General features: G+C 59.7%; 13 protein-coding genes. 7 read left to right on the plus strand and 6 right to left on the minus strand.

Going from position 1 to position 16,244, the window contains the following annotated elements:
- Positions 1–39: 39 nt before the first annotated feature.
- The gene (locus GOB83_RS02080; RefSeq protein WP_165925086.1) at positions 40–2,106 is read right to left on the minus strand and encodes a lysylphosphatidylglycerol synthase domain-containing protein; all 2,067 of its coding nucleotides are present in this window, start codon (positions 2,104–2,106) and stop codon (positions 40–42) included.
- A gap of 17 nt (positions 2,107–2,123) precedes the next feature.
- On the minus strand, positions 2,124–3,743 hold the full coding sequence (locus GOB83_RS02085; RefSeq protein WP_165925087.1) for a lysine--tRNA ligase: 1,620 nt from the start codon (positions 3,741–3,743) through the stop codon (positions 2,124–2,126).
- A 155-nt stretch (positions 3,744–3,898) separates the two neighbouring features.
- On the opposite strand from GOB83_RS02085, the gene GOB83_RS02090 reads away from it, so the two are divergent.
- Entirely contained in the window at positions 3,899–4,651 is a 753-nt protein-coding gene (locus tag GOB83_RS02090) for a competence/damage-inducible protein A (protein ID WP_086645305.1), read from the plus strand.
- Between the two features lie 61 nt (positions 4,652–4,712).
- Here GOB83_RS02090 and GOB83_RS02095 read toward each other — a convergent pair whose 3' ends face one another.
- The 3 genes from GOB83_RS02095 to GOB83_RS02105 all read right to left on the minus strand — a co-directional run bounded on the left by GOB83_RS02095 (position 4,713) and on the right by GOB83_RS02105 (position 6,941).
- Positions 4,713–5,669 (minus strand): acetyl-CoA carboxylase carboxyltransferase subunit alpha, encoded by a 957-nt coding sequence (locus GOB83_RS02095; RefSeq protein ID WP_086645304.1) that lies wholly within the window; start codon positions 5,667–5,669, stop codon positions 4,713–4,715.
- Between the two features lie 82 nt (positions 5,670–5,751).
- Positions 5,752–6,684 carry a tyrosine recombinase gene (locus GOB83_RS02100; RefSeq protein WP_264802412.1) on the minus strand — a complete coding sequence of 311 codons (933 nt, stop codon included), beginning with the start codon at positions 6,682–6,684 and terminating at the stop codon, positions 5,752–5,754.
- Positions 6,681–6,941, minus strand: a complete 261-nt coding sequence (locus GOB83_RS02105; protein ID WP_165925088.1) for a hypothetical protein — start codon at positions 6,939–6,941, stop codon at positions 6,681–6,683. The genes GOB83_RS02100 and GOB83_RS02105 overlap by 4 nt, the downstream gene beginning before the upstream one ends.
- 65 nt (positions 6,942–7,006) lie before the next feature.
- On the opposite strand from GOB83_RS02105, the gene aroB reads away from it, so the two are divergent.
- The 6 genes from aroB (at position 7,007) to GOB83_RS02135 (ending at position 15,728) form a co-directional block, all read left to right on the plus strand.
- Positions 7,007–8,737 (plus strand): 3-dehydroquinate synthase, encoded by a 1,731-nt coding sequence (aroB, locus tag GOB83_RS02110; RefSeq protein WP_165925089.1) that lies wholly within the window; start codon positions 7,007–7,009, stop codon positions 8,735–8,737.
- Between the two features lie 346 nt (positions 8,738–9,083).
- Positions 9,084–10,172: an OmpA family protein gene (locus tag GOB83_RS02115; protein WP_165925090.1), complete on the plus strand. Its 1,089-nt coding sequence runs from the start codon at positions 9,084–9,086 to the stop codon at positions 10,170–10,172.
- A 579-nt stretch (positions 10,173–10,751) separates the two neighbouring features.
- On the plus strand, positions 10,752–11,249 hold the full coding sequence (locus GOB83_RS02120) for a GtrA family protein (RefSeq protein WP_086645300.1): 498 nt from the start codon (positions 10,752–10,754) through the stop codon (positions 11,247–11,249).
- Between the two features lie 153 nt (positions 11,250–11,402).
- The gene (alaS, locus tag GOB83_RS02125) at positions 11,403–14,048 is read left to right on the plus strand and encodes an alanine--tRNA ligase (protein ID WP_165925201.1); all 2,646 of its coding nucleotides are present in this window, start codon (positions 11,403–11,405) and stop codon (positions 14,046–14,048) included.
- Positions 14,049–14,140: 92 nt separating this feature from the next.
- A complete protein-coding gene (locus tag GOB83_RS02130) occupies positions 14,141–14,830 on the plus strand; it encodes a phosphatidylserine decarboxylase (protein WP_086645298.1) in 690 nt (229 codons plus the stop codon).
- Between the two features lie 7 nt (positions 14,831–14,837).
- Positions 14,838–15,728 carry a CDP-alcohol phosphatidyltransferase family protein gene (locus GOB83_RS02135; RefSeq protein ID WP_095349031.1) on the plus strand — a complete coding sequence of 297 codons (891 nt, stop codon included), beginning with the start codon at positions 14,838–14,840 and terminating at the stop codon, positions 15,726–15,728.
- Here GOB83_RS02135 and GOB83_RS02140 read toward each other — a convergent pair.
- Positions 15,717–16,214 (minus strand): NADH-quinone oxidoreductase subunit B family protein, encoded by a 498-nt coding sequence (locus GOB83_RS02140; RefSeq protein ID WP_095349032.1) that lies wholly within the window; start codon positions 16,212–16,214, stop codon positions 15,717–15,719. The genes GOB83_RS02135 and GOB83_RS02140 overlap by 12 nt on opposite strands.
- Positions 16,215–16,244: the final 30 nt, after the last annotated feature.

A 16,244-nucleotide genomic window follows, 5' to 3' on the forward strand; every position in this document is an offset into this window, starting at 1 on the left:
GGAACTCCAACACAAACACCACACCGGCCAACAGGCCGCTCAAAGAGGGACGTCGGTTACGTCCCGGTTGGCTTTATAGGTTTTTACAAAACGCGAGACCAGAGCAATATCCTCCGGCGGGTAACACAGATTGGTATTGCTGCCATCTTCAAGCGGCCACACATTCAGCCCGATGTCGTTATAAATCCGGATAAAGCTGCCCCCCACCTGCCAGAAGGCAAGCCGCAGCCCCTGCTGCAAGGCCAGGTCTCGCAACCGCCAGATGGCCGAAATGCTGTCATCCTCCCCGCCGGCGGGGTCCCCCAGCCCGACGAGCAGGTTCCCACGGTGGATAAAGGGAATAACCGCATCCCCTGCCTCCCCTTCTACAAAGCCTTCGGGCTTCATGTCTGCAATGTCAGGCAGGGCGTGTTCGAGCGTTCCGTAATGCTCGGCCATATCCTGCGTCCATGACTGGATAGGAATACGGGCAGGCCACATCAACCGTGCCAGCACGACCAGAGCCAGCAGCACGGCCAGTGCCACGGTCCAGCGTACGGCCCCATGCGCGGGAGAGGCAAGAATAAGCTGCCACCAGCTCCCCGCCCCGGCATTGCGCGTGGCCAGAGCAATAATGCAGGCAAAAAACAGCAACAGACACAAAAGGTTGGAACGCGATAGCGGTTCGCTCAGCAATTCGGCGCGACGGTAATAGCAGTTCCGGAACGGCGCAATGAACAGTGCGGACAACCCCAGCATAACGGGCACAAAAATTGTGTTCCCGCGCAGGAAGGTCATGACCGTTGCCACCAGCAACAGGCCCAGCGCCCCCCGCCATGCCAACGTTACCCGCTGGGAAAGACCAATGGCCATGCCAATAAGCGCAACCCCCATAAGGGAGAGCAGATAGTTCCCCCCCACATGCACAAGGCCCGCAAACGTGTCCGGCAGCATGGAAAACTTGGGAACAGGCTCCATCAGCACAAGGCAGAGCAGCAGCACGCCACACAGCGAGACAGCGCCCGTTGCCACGGCAACAGAAAAAGCCGCCTCGCTTTCACGCACAACCTGACTGGGCCTGCGCCGGACAACCTGTGCATCCTTGCCACGTTTGCGGTTTTTCTTTTTGGCGAGAGCGGCATCCCCCCGCAGGAACAGCTCATGCCCGGCAAACATGATGCCCGCCAGAAAGAGAGGAATAATGTAGTAAAAAAGGCGAAAAATCAGCACCACACCCAAAATCTGGGGGGCAGGCATATATGGGCCGAGCGCCAGCAGCATGGCCCCGTCAAACACCCCAAGCCCACCGGGCACACTCGCCACCAGCCCTGCCGTGTAAGATGCGATATAAATGGCCAGAAAAGAGCCAAAATCTACCCCGCACCCTTTGGGCAGCAGCACAAAGGCAATGCTGGCGGTTGCTGCAACTTCTGCCGTAGCCACCACAGTCTGCATGAAAGCCATGCGGGGGGATGGCAACGCAACAACCCATTTACGGAACCGGAATTCGCGCAGCCAGAAGGACAGCCCGATATACCCGGCCACCATCAGCCACAGCAGCCCGCCTACAAAGGCCAGCACCACCTGCGGTACACGGTTGCCAATACCGGGCAGTACCGAAGGCTCCAGAATAAGCACCGCCCCAATAAGGACCGCAGCCCCCAGCAGGTAGGTGGCAGAGCAAAAGGCAATAATCTGGGTAATGGCAAAGGCGTTAACGCCCCAGTTACGGTACAGCCGGTACCGGACCGCTGCCCCCGAAACTGCCGAAAAACCAAGGTTATGCGACAGCACATAGGAGCAGAAAGCCGCAAACGCCGCACGGCGGAAAGGCAATTGCCCATACCCGACCTGAATGGCGGCCAGCCGGTCGTAAAAAGACAGAATAAAGTAGGACAGTAGTGTGCAGCCAACAGCAGCCCATAGCTGGAAGGCGGGAATAGCCTCCATGGCCTGCCGGATGTCGGTCATTTTCAGGTGCCGCACCTCATGCTGCACCACAAGAATGGCCGCCACCATCAGCACCAGCCCGACCAGATGGGGGAGATGCCTCAGCCGCTTTTTCCATCCCTTTTCCCCTCCGTGGAGGTCAGGTTGCTGGTCGGGGAGCTGGGGCATCTGTGTCATCTACTGCCAGACCCTGCTTAAACCTGCGTATCTCGCAAGAGGGCGGCGTCTATAAGAGCAATGGTTTCTGGCACACCGTACAGTGCAACAAAGCCGCCAAAGCGTGGCCCTTCCTTTTGCCCCAGAAGCACCTCGTACAGGCAGCCAAACCAGCTCCTAAGCGGTTCAAACCCGTGGCGCTTGCCAATTTCAAACACCAGATTCTGCAAGATGGATGCGTCTGCCGCCTCCCCTTCAAAACCCCGCAGGGTTTCGGCCAGATCCACAAGTGCCGCGCGTTCCTTATCCGTTGGAGCACGGAAGGTTTTGGCAGGGCGGACAAAGTCCGCGTAATAAGCAATGGCATGCTTGACCAGCTCGGCCAGCATGGGATGCGTCTGCGGTGACACGGCACTATCGTAACGGCGGATAAAGCCCCACAGCACTTCGGGCGTATCCGCATTGGCAACACTGGCCAGGTTGAGCAGCATGCCAAACGGTATCGGGCTTCCGGCATCTTCCGGCACGCTGCCTTTGTGAATGAACCATGCAGGGTTTGCCCGCAGGTCATTCCCTGCCGGGTTTTCTGCCTGAAGGGCGCGCGCCTTGTCCGCGTGGGTCAGGTAGTCATCCGCCGTTTTGGGGATCACATCAAAATACAGCCGTTTGGCCCGCTGCGGCTGGTTGAACATGAACTGGCCAAGGCTTTCCGGCGGGGCATAACGCAGCCACTCTTCCACCGACAGGCCATTGCCCTTGGATTTGGAGATTTTTTGCCCCTGCTCATCCAAAAACAGTTCGTAGGTCAGGCCCGCAGGCGGTGTGCCGCCCAGAATTTTGCAGATGCGGCCAGACAGGCGCACGCTGTCGATCAAATCCTTGCCCGACATTTCGTAATCAACGCCCAGCGCATACCAGCGCATGGCCCAGTCGGCCTTCCACTGCATTTTGGCGTGGCCACCTGTAACCGGCGTTTCAAACACCTCGCCTGTTGCGGGGTCGGTCCAGCGCACGGTGCCTGCTGCGGCATCAATCGCGTCCATTTTAACCTGCATGACCTCCCCCGTACGGGGGTGCAGCGGCAGAACGGGCGAATAGGTTGCCCGGCGGTCCGGCCCCAGTGTGGGCAGGATTACAGCCAGAATCTGGTCGTGTACTTCCAGCACCCGCAGCAAGGCCGCATCAAACCGGCCGGAGGTGTAGTACTGGGTGGAAGAGGCAAATTCGTATTCGAACCCGAAACTGTCCAGAAACGCGCAGAGTCGGGCGTTATTGTGCGCAGCAAACGACTCGTGCGTGCCAAACGGGTCCGGCACGCGGGAGAGGGGCTGCCCTATGTACTTCTGCAACATCTCACGCTGGGGCACGTTATCGGGCACCTTGCGCAGGGCGTCCATGTCGTCCGAAAAAGCCAGCAGGCGCGACGGGCGGCCCGTAAGCGCCGTATAGGCCTGCCGCACCCAGGACGTGCGCGCGACCTCACCAAAGGTACCGATATGAGGCAGGCCGGAAGGGCCATACCCGGTTTCCAGCAGAGCCGGGCGCTCATCGGCGCCTGTGCTGCTACGTGTTGCAACATGATCGGCCAGTTTGCGCGCCTCTTCAAAAGGCCACGCGCGCGGAAGATCGGAAGCGGATGCTGTTTGGCTATCTGACATGCGCGGGAAGCTATGAATTGCGTGGCACCCGGTCAATGCAAAAACGCGCAGGACACCCTTCGTGGTGTAATTTTTACGCCCATTGACCCCGCAAACACTCCGCTCCATCCTTGCGGGCAGTCAAGAAGCCCAGAACAAAAGGTCAAGCCCGAGTCATGCGCCGCACTTCTGCACTCATTCTTATTGGTAACGAAATCCTTTCTGGCCGCACACGGGACGACAACATCCAGTTTCTGGCGCTCCGGCTGGGAGAACTGGGGATTCCCCTGGTCGAAATCCGCGTGATCCCCGACATCAGGGCCACCATCATCAACACGGTCACGGAATTACGCGCCCGCTTTGACGAGGTGTTCACAACCGGCGGCATTGGCCCGACACATGATGACATTACATCCCCCTGCGTAGCCGAAGCCTTTGGGGTGCCGTGGGAAATTCATGCCCCCACCTTTGCCGTGCTGCAAGAACGCTTTGGGCCGGAAAACTTCAATACAGCCCGCCAGCGCATGGCCAAACTGCCCAAAGGGGCAACCCCCATTGCCAACCCCGTCTCCATTGCGCCGGGCTTTAGCATTGGCAATGTGCATGTGCTGGCTGGCGTCCCCCGCATCATGCGCGCCATGTTTGAAGAGCTGGCCCCGACCTTGCAGAAAGGTGCGCCAGTTTTTTCACGCACATGGCACACCACACTGCTGGGTGAAGGCGCGCTGGCCGATGGGCTGGAAGCGATACAGGAACGATTTACCGATCTGGATATCGGCTCCTACCCGTTCCACCGTGAAGGTGGCCACGGTGTGGCTCTTGTAGCCAAAGGCCAGGATATGCAGCGCGTGAACGATGCGGCACAGGCCATCCACGACCTGCTCAAAGAAAAAGGCGGCTCACCCGTGGAAGGTGAACCGCCTGTCTGATCCGCCTGGTGCCCGCATCCTGCTGACCGCGCCGGAGTGGTGCGGTCAGGCGTGGTGCGGCTCAGTGCAGGGCTTCACGCCCCATAGCCAGAAACTTTTCGCGGCGCAGTTCCTTCAGCTTTTCCGGCGCCAGCGGCAGCAGGTCTTTCAGCATCGCACCCAGCACACCACGGACGGCATCCATGGCGGCGGCCGGGTCACGCTGGGCGCCCCCCACGGGTTCGGGAATGATCTGGTCGATCAGGCCAAGGCGCTTGAGGTCCTGAGCAGTCAGACGCAACGTTTCCGCCGCCGTGCTGGCCTGCTTGGGGTCACGCCACAGGATGGAGGCGCAGGCCTCGGGCGAGATAACGGAGTAAATGGCGTGTTCGAGCATAAGAACCCGATCCCCAGCCCCCAGCGCCACCGCACCACCTGACCCACCTTCGCCAATAACCGTGGCGATCAGGGGAACAGGAGCGTCAAAACAGGTGGCAATGGAGCGGGCAATGGCTTCAGCCTGCCCACGCTGTTCCGCATCAATACCCGGCCATGCACCTGCGGTATCAATAAAGGTGAGAATCGGCAGCTTGAACTGGCCAGCCATCTTCATCAGCCGTTGGGCCTTGCGGTAGCCTTCGGGCCGGGCCATGCCAAAGTTGTGCTGGAGCCGGGTTTCCAGGTCCGAGCCACGCTCGGTCCCGATCACCATTACGGGCATGCCATCAAAACGGCCAATGCCACCGATAATGGCCTTGTCATCCCCAAACAGCCGGTCGCCTGCCAACGGCGTAAAATCCGTTACGAGCCGACCAATATAGTCCTGCGTGTGCGGACGCTGGGCATGACGGGCCACCTGCACTTTCTGCCAAGGTGTGAGCTTGGCGTAGATCGTGCGCAGGTGCTTTTCCGCCTTATCAGAAAGGCGGGCCGTCTCTTCTTCTATATTGACCCCTTCGGGGTCGGTCATCTGCCGCAGTTCGTCGATCTTGTTCTCAAGTTCGGCGACGGGCTTTTCGAAATCCAGGAACTGACGCATGAGCAAAGCCGATAGCACAATGGCGCTTAAAGCCAAGTCACTTCGTGCATCCAAATGTGTTCTGGGTGTGCTTTTTACGCTCTCAATCGTCCAAACCGGTGTTTTGAGAGGCTGAGAGCGGGTGATGTTCGGCCACAACCTGCCGCAACCGCTCGGTCTGCACATGGGTATAAATCTGGGTTGTGGCAATATCCGCATGCCCCAGCAGCATTTGCAGCGCACGCAGGTCCGCCCCATGCGCAAGCAGGTGGGTCGCAAAGGAGTGGCGCAACACATGGGGGGAAAGGCGCGCAGGCTCCAGCCCGGCCTTTAACCCCACATCATGCAATATCCGGTCAAAAGCCTGCCGGGTCATGGCCCGCGCGGGGTTCCGTCCGGGAAAAAGATAGGGGCTGTTCAACCCTGCATCGGCCTGCACAAGCGCACTGGCCGCCTGCCGCGCACTATCGGAAAGCGGGACAAGCCGCTCCCGCCCGCCTTTGCCGCGCACGCTGAGCATGCGCTGCCCCCCCGCCAGAGCCTGCCGGGGCAACACCAGCAGCTCCGAAATCCGCAACCCCGATGCGTACAGCAACTCCAGCGCCGCCCGTGCCACCAAAGCGCGACGCTTTTTGGCGGGGGAGGCTCCTTCTGGCTCCACGCAGGCATCAAGCAGGGCCAGCACTTCCGATTCGGACAAAAAGCGCGGCAGAGCCTGCTCCGCACGGGGGGAATCGAGGTGCTCGGCCGGGTTATCCGCCCGTAGGCCCTCACGCAGTAAAAACAGATAGAACTGCTTTATGCATGACAGGCGGCGCGCCACGGTACGCCGCGACTGCGCCTGTGCGGACAGGTCCGCCAGCCAGCCCCGCAGGCCGTCAGCACTTGCCGTGCGCAGGGTCTGCCCCACGGCCAGCAAACTCTGCGCACAGGATGCAAGATCAGCCTGATACGCCAGCAGGGTATTGGGGGCGGCCGCACGCTCGGCCGCCTGCATTTCCAGAAAAAGCTCTACACAGCCTTCCGCGTTGCTCACGGGTGAGCGGGAGCCTGCACTGTGGGAGAAATGCTGACCTGAGCAGGGGGTGCTGGCACAACAGGCGTTACAACTGGCACAGCAGGAGCCGGGGGCACGGCAACGGAAGGGGTTGTTGCCACCGCATCGGCCGCAAAAGGCAGGTCATGGTGGACGGGCTGCGGCACGGGCGGCCGACCGGCAACCCCAAGGGCGGCAAAGCCCCCCAGCGCGCCAAGAACAACAACGGCAAAAACGATCAGAACCATACGGCTCATTCGGGCAGGCTCCCCTTACAACAGATATAGGTGTGTTCTTTCTGCTCTATGTTAAGCTAGGCTTTATGTCATCACGTATCTCTCCCCCCTCCCCAACCACAGACCCGCCGCCTATCCCGCTTGATCTGGAGCGGATTGTCCGCAACCCCAGCAGCACGGGCATGACCTCCGGACGCAGCATTGTGCTGGTCGGCCTTATGGGTGCTGGCAAAACAACGGTGGGCCGCCACCTTGCTGCCAGACTCGGCCTGCCTTTTGTTGACGCCGATGTTGAGATCGAGCGCGCTGCTGGCTGCTCCATTGCCGATGTGTTCCAGCTTTATGGCGAAAGCGCGTTCCGCGATGGTGAGCGCCGGGTGATTCGCCGCCTGCTTGAAGGCCCCCCCATGGTGCTGGCGACCGGGGGCGGCGCGTTCATGGATTCCCAGACCCGCGCTCTGGTGCGCAGGCAGGCGGTTTCGGTCTGGCTGCGCTGCCCGCTACCCGTGCTGCTCCGCCGTGTGGCGGGGCGCACACACAGGCCGCTGCTCAACACCGCATCCCCCAAAGATGTGCTGGACCGGCTGATGACCATCCGCCACCCGGTCTATGCCGAGGCCGAGATTATTGTCGATTGTGGAGACAACAACGTGGAACACACCACAACCCGCGTTATGGAAGCGCTTGCCCTGTCCCGCCGCCCGTTGCGGCTGCCTGTGTCGCTGGCCAGAACGTCCTATGATGTGGTGATCGGCACGGACCTGATCAGCCGGGCAGGCGGGCTGCTGGCCCCGGTACTTCCACAGAAAAACGCCATCATCATTACCGACAGCACCGTAGCGCCGCTTTACCTGCAGAAGCTGGAGGATTCGCTACGCGAAACGGGCGTACGCACCCGCAGCCTGCGCGTAACGCCGGGCGAGCAGAGCAAATGCCTGACCGTTTACCAGCACCTGACAGACGCGATTCTGGAACATGGCGTGGAGCGGCGCACAACAATTATCGCCCTTGGTGGAGGAGTCGTGGGGGATCTGGCCGGGTTTGTGGCAGCCACCACCCTGCGCGGACTGCCTTTTGTGCAAATCCCGACCACCCTGCTTTCGCAGGTCGATTCTTCTGTAGGTGGTAAAACAGGCATCAACACACGCTGGGGCAAAAACCTGCTGGGCGCGTTCCATCAGCCTTTGTGTGTGTTGGCAGATGTAACCACGCTCAGCACCCTCCCCCGGCGCGAGCTGGTTGCGGGGTATGCCGAAATCGTCAAATCCGGCCTGATCGGTGACCCGGCTCTGTTTAACTGGTGCGAGAAACACGGCGCGGCCGTGCTGGACCAAGAGCCTGAAGCGCTGGCCGAAGCCGTGCGGCAGGCCTGCGCCTTCAAGGCCCGCGTTGTGGCGGCAGATGAGCGTGAGGAGCAGAAAAGCAACGGGCGCGCGCTGCTCAACCTCGGCCATACCTTTGGCCACGCGCTGGAAGCCGAGCTTGGTTACGATGGCCGCCTGTTGCATGGCGAGGCTGTATCCATCGGGCTGAATCTGGCCTTTGCGCTTTCAGTCAGGCTCGGACTTTGCCCGGAGCAGGATCAACTCCGCGTGACACAGCACCTGGAAAGCCTGAACATGCCCGCGCATATCCGGGACCTGCCCCAGACCTTTGCCGTGGATGACCTGATGGCCCACATGCAACGGGACAAGAAGATGCAGGACGGGCGTCTCTCGTTCGTTCTTGCTCACGGAATCGGTCGTGCCTTTACAACACAGGACGTTCCTGCAGATGCAGTCAGGGAAGTTCTGGTCTGCGATGGCGCGCAGGGGTGAGAAACAGACAGCCATGCACTTTATTTTTGGGGCGTTGCATTTTTGCCACCAGCCTCAATTCCGCCTTATTCTGGCGCGAGAGCATGGCTTAAATCTGCAACGGCAGAGCTATTGGACACAGTAAACGAAGCAACAACCACGCAGCATGCAGCCAGTTCATGTTCATGCTGCAAAATGAGCTGTTGCAACGAAAGCACTGCTGTGTCTTTTAGTCGACAAGAGTATGAAACGTCGCTTTCCCGAATGGGTGGTGACCGCTTTATACGAATTTTTGGTGCATCGGGTGGTCAGTTACGCCAGTAATTGGTAGAACAGGCTCACCTAGATGAAATATTGAGGGCAAAAAATGCGTCTCCGCACGGCGTTACTCGCAACAACCCTGATGGCAGCGGCTCCGGCGGCCGCATCCGCCACCACCATCACCGGCCCGTATGTCGACCTTGGCGGCGGCTACGACCTGACCCAGACCCAGACGTTCAAAACCAAAGCTGGTTCTGAACCCGGCTCCAACAAGGTTGGCCACAAAAGCGGCTGGACCGGTTACGGCTCCGTCGGCTGGGGCTTCGGTAACGGCCTGCGCGCTGAAGTGGAAGGCACCTACCTGCGTTCCAACCTGAGCGGCAACACGGGCAATGGCTCGCGCAACCACGGTAAGGATTCTTCCTACGGTGGCTTCATCAACGCTCTGTATGACTTCGACCTGACGAAGTTCGGCATCAACAACGTGCCGGTTACTCCGTTCATCGGTGCCGGTGCTGGCTACCTGTGGACGCAGGAACACCAGAGCTTTGGTTCCGCTCCTGGTTACCGCGGCACGAAGGGTGGCTTTGCTTACCAGGCCATCGTCGGTGCAGCATTCGACACGGGTATCCCTGGCTTCCAGGTGACCGCGCAGTACCGTATGATCGGTCAGCCCGGCTCCTTCCGTAACGGCCAGTTCGACGACGTTCGCTCCGGCACGGACCGCACCAGCGTTGACCATCGCTTCAACCACCTGTTCATGGTTGGCCTGCGCTATGCGTTCGACACGGCTCCGCCGCCCCCGCCGCCGGCTGCTCCGATCGTTGCTGCTCCGGCTCCGCTGCCGGCACGCTCCTACCTCGTGTTCTTCGACTGGGATAAGTCTGTCCTGAGCGCACGCGCTCGTCAGATCGTGGCTGAAGCGGCTCAGGCTTCCACCCACGTTCAGACCACCCGCATCGAAGTTAACGGTTACACCGATAACTCCGCAGCTCACCCCGGCCCGCGCGGCGAAAAGTACAATCTGGGCCTGTCCCTGCATCGTGCTGAAAGCGTGAAGGCTGAGCTGGTTCATGACGGCGTTCCGGCTGCTGCTATCGACATCCACGGTTATGGCGAAGCCCATCCGCTGGTGCCGACCGGCCCGAACACCCGCGAACCGCAGAACCGCCGCGTGGAAATCATCCTCCACTAATCGGTCTGCTCCGGGTTACCTCGGAACAAAAAGAGAGGCACCTTCGGGTGCCTCTTTTTTTATGTCTGCTCACTGGAGAGCGGCCCTGCATATTTGTCTTTTTTTACGGAACCTTATCCTCAGCGCCTTTTTGCATTACTGCTTATTGCCAAGAACAGTTCAGCCGCATGATTGAATACCCTGCATGCGTGTTCTTGAAAAAGCCGATCAGACAGTTCATACCCCCGATCACCCATTTAAAAAAAACACATTCTTTCAGTCAGTTACACTAATGCGCCCGCCTCGATAGCCTTACCTGTCAAGTATTTTCAAACATAGTGCTGTACAGACGGTAGCCTACTCTTCGAGCTCGAGCACGCAGCCATGCACCACCGCGGCCTGTTGCATATACATCACACCCTTCCTGTTCACGCCCCAATACACCAGACATAAGCAGAGCAAGCGCACCGCATAACAGGAGCAGTTCATACCCAAGTCAGCCACGACCCCTCGGAAGATTCCTGAACAGGATACAGCGAGGCCCGGGCGGCTCCGTTTTTATATCTTGCCCTGCGCATTTTTTTCTGACTTTTGCAGGGGATGCGTTCAGTTCTTCCGTTCAGGCTCTCCCCACGCCTTTTGCGCTTTTTCAAATTTTGCGTTGTCGGCTGTCTGGGTTTTGTGTGGGACACAGGCTCCGTTTACGCTCTGCGCCCCGTTATCGGGTTAACTGCCGCAACGCTGGCGGCTTATTTTATTGCCGCAACGCTCAACTGGATTCTGAACAGTTTATGGACATTCCGCGGTGTTGGGCACCACGAGCACCCGGTGCTGCAATGGCTGCGATTCCTTTCCGCCAACAGTCTGGGTTTTTTTCTTAACCGCGGAACGGTCTATACGCTGTTCTACCTTTTTCCGCTTTGCGTCCATTACCCCATTCTGGCTCTGGCCTGCGGCTGTTTTGCTGGGTTGTTTGCCAACTTCAACCTGACGCAAAAACTGGTTTTTCGTGAAAAACCACCTGCTTCGGCACTGGAGCTTGCAGAAATGACAGTGCAGCTCCCCCCCACCGACCCCACACACAACGCAGAGCCATAATCCTGCCCTCTTTCAGAGAAGCACAGGGTGCGCTACATTTACCCACAGGTTTAAGAGAATACTGCGCGTATCACCCGGCCGTAAGCATCGTCCGTCGCTCTGCGGGAGGGTCTTATGCGCTCAACCAGTTTCAGGACTTTGCTGCCTCACGCCATGCTGACAACAAATGAAATCCGCACCGCTTTTCTGGACTATTTTGCCAGCAAGGGCCACCAGATCGTCCCCTCCTCGTCCCTCGTGCCGAGCAACGACCCAACCCTGCTGTTTACCAACGCGGGGATGGTCCAGTTCAAAAACGTGTTTACGGGGCAGGAAACACGCCCCTATTCCCGCGCAACAACCGCACAGAAAGTTGTGCGCGCAGGTGGCAAGCACAACGATCTGGATAACGTTGGCTACACGGCCCGGCACCATACGTTCTTTGAAATGATGGGGAATTTTTCCTTCGGGGATTATTTCAAACCGCAGGCCATAGAGCTGGCATGGAACCTGATTACCAAGGGTTTTGGCATCTCCCCGGACAAGCTGCTTGTAACCGTCTTTGCTGAGGATGAAGAAGCCGCCGGTCTGTGGCGCTCCATTGCAGGGCTGGATGACAGCCGCATTATCCGCATCCCCACTTCCGACAACTTCTGGCGGATGGGTGATACCGGCCCCTGCGGCCCCTGCTCCGAGATTTTTTATGATCACGGCCCCGATGTTCCCGGTGGCCCCCCCGGCTCCCCCGATGAAGATGGCGATCGGTTTGTTGAAATCTGGAACCTCGTGTTCATGCAGTATTTCGAAGACCCGCCGGGCACACGTTCCCCCCTGCCCCGCCCTTCCATTGATACGGGTCTGGGGCTGGAACGCTTTGCCGCCATCATGCAGGGCAAGCGTGACAACTACGATACGGACACGTTTGTATCGCTCATCAACGCATCATCGGAACTGACGCATCAGGCCGTGGACGGCCCCTTCAAGGCCAGCCACCGCGTTGTGGCCGATCACCTGCGCTCCACCGCGTTCCTGATTGCCGATGGTGTTCTGCCCTCCAAGGATGGCCGCGGTTATGTGCTGCGCCGGATCATGCGCCGCGCCATGCGCCATTTGCACATGATGGGCACCACAGACCCGATTTTTTACAAGCTGCTGCCAGCCCTGATCCAGCAGATGGGTTCGGCCTACCCCGAACTGGTGCATGGGGAAGCCCTGATCCGCGAAACCATGCGCGGGGAGGAAGAACGCTTTAAAGCCATGCTCGACCGCGGCCTGCACCTGCTGGACGACGAAAAAAGCAAGCTGGCCTCTGGCGCACCGCTCCCCGGTGATGTGGCCTTCCGCCTGTATGACACATTCGGCTTCCCGCTGGATCTGACGCAGGACGCCCTGCGCGGTAGCGGCCACGATGTGGATGTAAAAGGCTTTGATGACGCCATGACCATCCAGCGCCAGCGTGCCCGCGCGGCCTGGACCGGTTCTGGCGATACAGCGGTTGAAACCATCTGGTTTGAAGCCCGCGACAAGTTTGGTGCTTCCGAATTCCTAGGCTACTCCACCGAGCAGGCTGATGGCGAGGTTCTGGCTCTTGTTGCCGGCAACGCGTTCCTGCCGGAAGCCACGATCGGGCAGGAAGTTGCCGTGCTGCTCAACCAGACCCCATTTTATGGGGAAAGTGGTGGTCAGGCGGGCGATACAGGCTTTTTGACCGCCAAAGGGCTGAAGATCGCCATCCGCGATACACAGAAAAAAGCAGGTGACCTGATCGTGCATTACGGCACGGTTACCGAAGGAACGCTCAAGCCCGGCGTGGCTGTAACCGCCACCGTGGACCATGACCGTCGTTCGGCCATACGTGCCCACCATTCGGCCACCCACCTGTTGCACGAAGCCCTGCGCCGCCGCCTTGGTGCGCATGTGGCACAAAAAGGCAGCCTGAACACCCCCGACCGCCTGCGCTTTGACGTTAGCCAGCCCCGCCCGATTACGGCGGAAGAACTGGCGGATATTGAGGCCGAAGTGAACCACCGTATTCGCCAGAATGCGGCCGTGACCACCCGCTCCATGACCCCCGAAGAAGCCATTGCCGAAGGGGCAACCGCCCTGTTTGGCGAAAAATACGGCGATGAGGTGCGCGTTGTGGCCATGGGCCCGTCTGAAGATGGCAAGGGAGCGTGGTCCATGGAACTGTGTGGTGGCACGCATGTCAGCCGCACGGGGGATATTGGGCAGTTCCGTATTGTGGCCGAAAACGGTGTTTCCGCCGGTGTGCGGCGTATCGAAGCCGTAGCAGGCAAGGCTGCCGAATCCCTGACGGCTACCAACGAGCAGAGGCTGCTCCAGCTTGCCAGCATGATGAAGGTGAGCGTGGCCGATGCCCCCGAACGGCTGGCTACCCTGCTGGAAGAACGCAAGGCCATGGAACGCCAGATTGCCAACCTGCAACGCCAGATGGCAACAGGCAGCGTTGCCGCTGCTGGCGTGGAAAAAGTGGGGGCTGCCCGCCTGGCCACACGTAATGTGGGGGAAACCCCCGCACGTGAACTGAAAGGGCTGGCAGAAACCATTCTCAAGCAGGGCGAAGCCGATGTGGTGGTCCTGATTTCCTGCGCTGAAGGCAAAGGCAGTGTTGTGGCGGCCGTAGCCCCGGCCCTGACCGAAAAGGTCAGCGCCGTGACTCTGGTCAAGGCAGCCAGCGTGGCCATGGGTGGCAAAGGTGGCGGTGGCCGCCCGGACATGGCGCAGGCCGGTGGCCCGGATGGCGCAGCAGCGGATGCGGCCTTTGCCGCCGTACGCGATGTGCTGAAAGAAACCGTCTGACACAGACGCCCTGAAAACGAAGCAGCGGAGCAGACCTTACTCCCCTGTCCCGCTGCTTCCCTTTGGTGCGCCTTTGGCGTAAGGATTGCGTTATGTCTTTACTTGCATCCCTTAAACTTGTTGTTGCACGCCCCCACCCCGAAGCCCGCCCGTTTTTGCTGGCATCGGGTGCGGTGTCCGCTGTGTCCTACCTGCTTGGCCGCAAGCTGCGCTGCCCCAAGCTGCGCCTGCTTGGCCATGCCAGCACCGGCTTTTTTGGCTTCTGCCTCTACTTTTTCCGGGACCCGGAGCGTGTAACACCTGCCCGTAATGACGTGGCGGTGGCACCTGCGGATGGGCATATTGTGTCCATTGAAAAAATTGCCCCCCCCAAAGAACTGGGTATGGGCGAAACCCCGGTATGGCGGATTGCCACCTTCCTGTCCGTTCTGGATGTGCATGTAAACCGTATGCCCGCAGCAGGGACAGTTACCCGTATTGCCTACCACCCGGGCCTGTTCCTGAACGCAAGTCTGGACAAGGCATCCGAGCAGAATGAACGCAATGCGCTCAGCCTGACCCTGCCAGATGGCCGCATGCTGGCCGTGGTGCAGATTGCAGGGCTGGTTGCACGCCGGATTGTCTGTTCCGTCAATGAAGGTACAAAAGTGGAAGCGGGCGAACGCTTCGGCCTGATCCGCTTTGGATCACGCACCGACCTGTATCTGCCGCCCGGTGTTGAACCGCTGGTAGCTGTTGGTCAGACCATGGTTGGCGGTGAGACCGTCATGGCGCGTCTCTGACAAGCCCGTGACACTCCCCACACCAACACCTCCTGCAGTGGTTCTGACCGAGCAAACGGATGCGCCGCGCCCGCGCCACCGCAAGCGGCGTGTGCGCAACAAAAGCCGCGGCCCTTCCTTTAACCGCCTGATTCCCAACATTCTGACAATGCTGGGGCTTTGCGCGGGCCTGATGGGCATGCGTTTTGCCATTGAAGGACGTTTTCAGGCGGCTGCGGCAGCATTGCTCATTTCCGCCTTTATTGATGGGCTGGACGGGCGCATTGCCCGCATGCTTCGCGGGGCCACACGCTTTGGCGCGGAGTTTGACAGCCTTTCCGACTTTCTGTGCTTTGGGGTCGCTCCCTCGTTCCTGCTGTATTTCTGGGCGATCAAGGACAGTAACCGCTACGCTTTTCTGCCCTGCCTGCTCTTTACGGTCTGCATGGCGCTCAGGCTGGCGCGCTTTAACGCCAATCTGGATGGGGAAGAGCTGAAACCCAAATATGCCAGCAACTTCTTTACCGGCGTACCCGCACCCGCCGGAGCCGGGCTTGCGCTTTTCCCGCTCTTTTTGGGGCTGGAAGCACAAAAGCTGGGCATAGACTGGCTTTACAACCTGACCCGCCTGCCATGGCTGCCGGACTTTACCTTGACCAGCACGGCCCTGCTGCTGGTTTCCACCCTTCCGGTCTGGTCCTTTAAAAACTTCAAGGTTCCGGCCCAGTTTGTGCTGCCCCTTATGCTGGGGACCGGCATTTACGCAGTGGTGCTGGTGGCAGACCCGTGGGCCGCACTGGCTGCGGCAGGCGTAATCTATATGGTTCTGCTCCCCTTAAGCCGCCGCAGTTTTCTCAAACTGAAAAAAGCGGCAGAAGACCTGCATAAAGACGATACCGAAACGCCCTCATCCCCCTGAGGGCGTTTCTTTTTTACCGCCCTGCGCGGCACTCCCAAGCAGGGAGCACAACCCGTTCAGGATTTCCTGCGGGCTGGGTGGGCACCCCGTAATGGCCAGATCGACCGATACGCGCCGCTCCAGCCCCCCCATAACGGCATAATTTTCGCTAAATACGCCGCCATCCAGTGCGCAGTTGCCAATGCTGATAATGCCTTTGGGGTTTGGCATGGCCTCCCACGCTGCCTGCAACACAGGAGCCATGGTGCGGGTTAAAGCCCCGGTAACCAGAAGCACATCGGCCGAGCGGGGGGAGTTTACAAACCCGAACCCCGCCCCCTGCATGTCATACGGCAGGCAGGTCATGGCCTGTAGCTCCATGCCACAGCCACCACAGCCACCCGTATCCACATGAAAAAGCAGCAAGGGCCAGCGCGGACCTAATGGTTTGCGCTTTTGCCGCTCTTTCCAGAACACCGTATTCATGACCGCGCGGATCAGCCCCATGACCGCCCCGCCTTGTACCCGTTCATGCCT

The organism is Acetobacter fabarum (assembly GCF_011516925.1).
Classification (GTDB): domain Bacteria; phylum Pseudomonadota; class Alphaproteobacteria; order Acetobacterales; family Acetobacteraceae; genus Acetobacter; species Acetobacter fabarum.

Bases quoted from the DNA above. Each gene is read 5' to 3' on its own strand.
- GOB83_RS02095 (WP_086645304.1), bottom strand. From the start codon at position 5,669: ATGCGTCAGTTCCTGGATTTCGAAAAGCCCGTCGCCGAACTTGAGAAC.
- GOB83_RS02115 (WP_165925090.1), top strand. From the start codon at position 9,084: ATGCGTCTCCGCACGGCGTTACTCGCAACAACCCTGATGGCAGCGGCT.
- GOB83_RS02140 (WP_095349032.1), bottom strand. From the start codon at position 16,214: ATGGGGCTGATCCGCGCGGTCATGAATACGGTGTTCTGGAAAGAGCGG.
- alaS (WP_165925201.1), top strand. From the start codon at position 11,403: ATGCTGACAACAAATGAAATCCGCACCGCTTTTCTGGACTATTTTGCC.
- GOB83_RS02080 (WP_165925086.1), bottom strand. From the start codon at position 2,106: ATGACACAGATGCCCCAGCTCCCCGACCAGCAACCTGACCTCCACGGA.
- GOB83_RS02105 (WP_165925088.1), bottom strand. From the start codon at position 6,941: ATGAGCCGTATGGTTCTGATCGTTTTTGCCGTTGTTGTTCTTGGCGCG.
- aroB (WP_165925089.1), top strand. From the start codon at position 7,007: ATGTCATCACGTATCTCTCCCCCCTCCCCAACCACAGACCCGCCGCCT.
- GOB83_RS02130 (WP_086645298.1), top strand. From the start codon at position 14,141: ATGTCTTTACTTGCATCCCTTAAACTTGTTGTTGCACGCCCCCACCCC.
- GOB83_RS02120 (WP_086645300.1), top strand. From the start codon at position 10,752: ATGCGTTCAGTTCTTCCGTTCAGGCTCTCCCCACGCCTTTTGCGCTTT.
- GOB83_RS02085 (WP_165925087.1), bottom strand. From the start codon at position 3,743: ATGTCAGATAGCCAAACAGCATCCGCTTCCGATCTTCCGCGCGCGTGG.
- GOB83_RS02090 (WP_086645305.1), top strand. From the start codon at position 3,899: ATGCGCCGCACTTCTGCACTCATTCTTATTGGTAACGAAATCCTTTCT.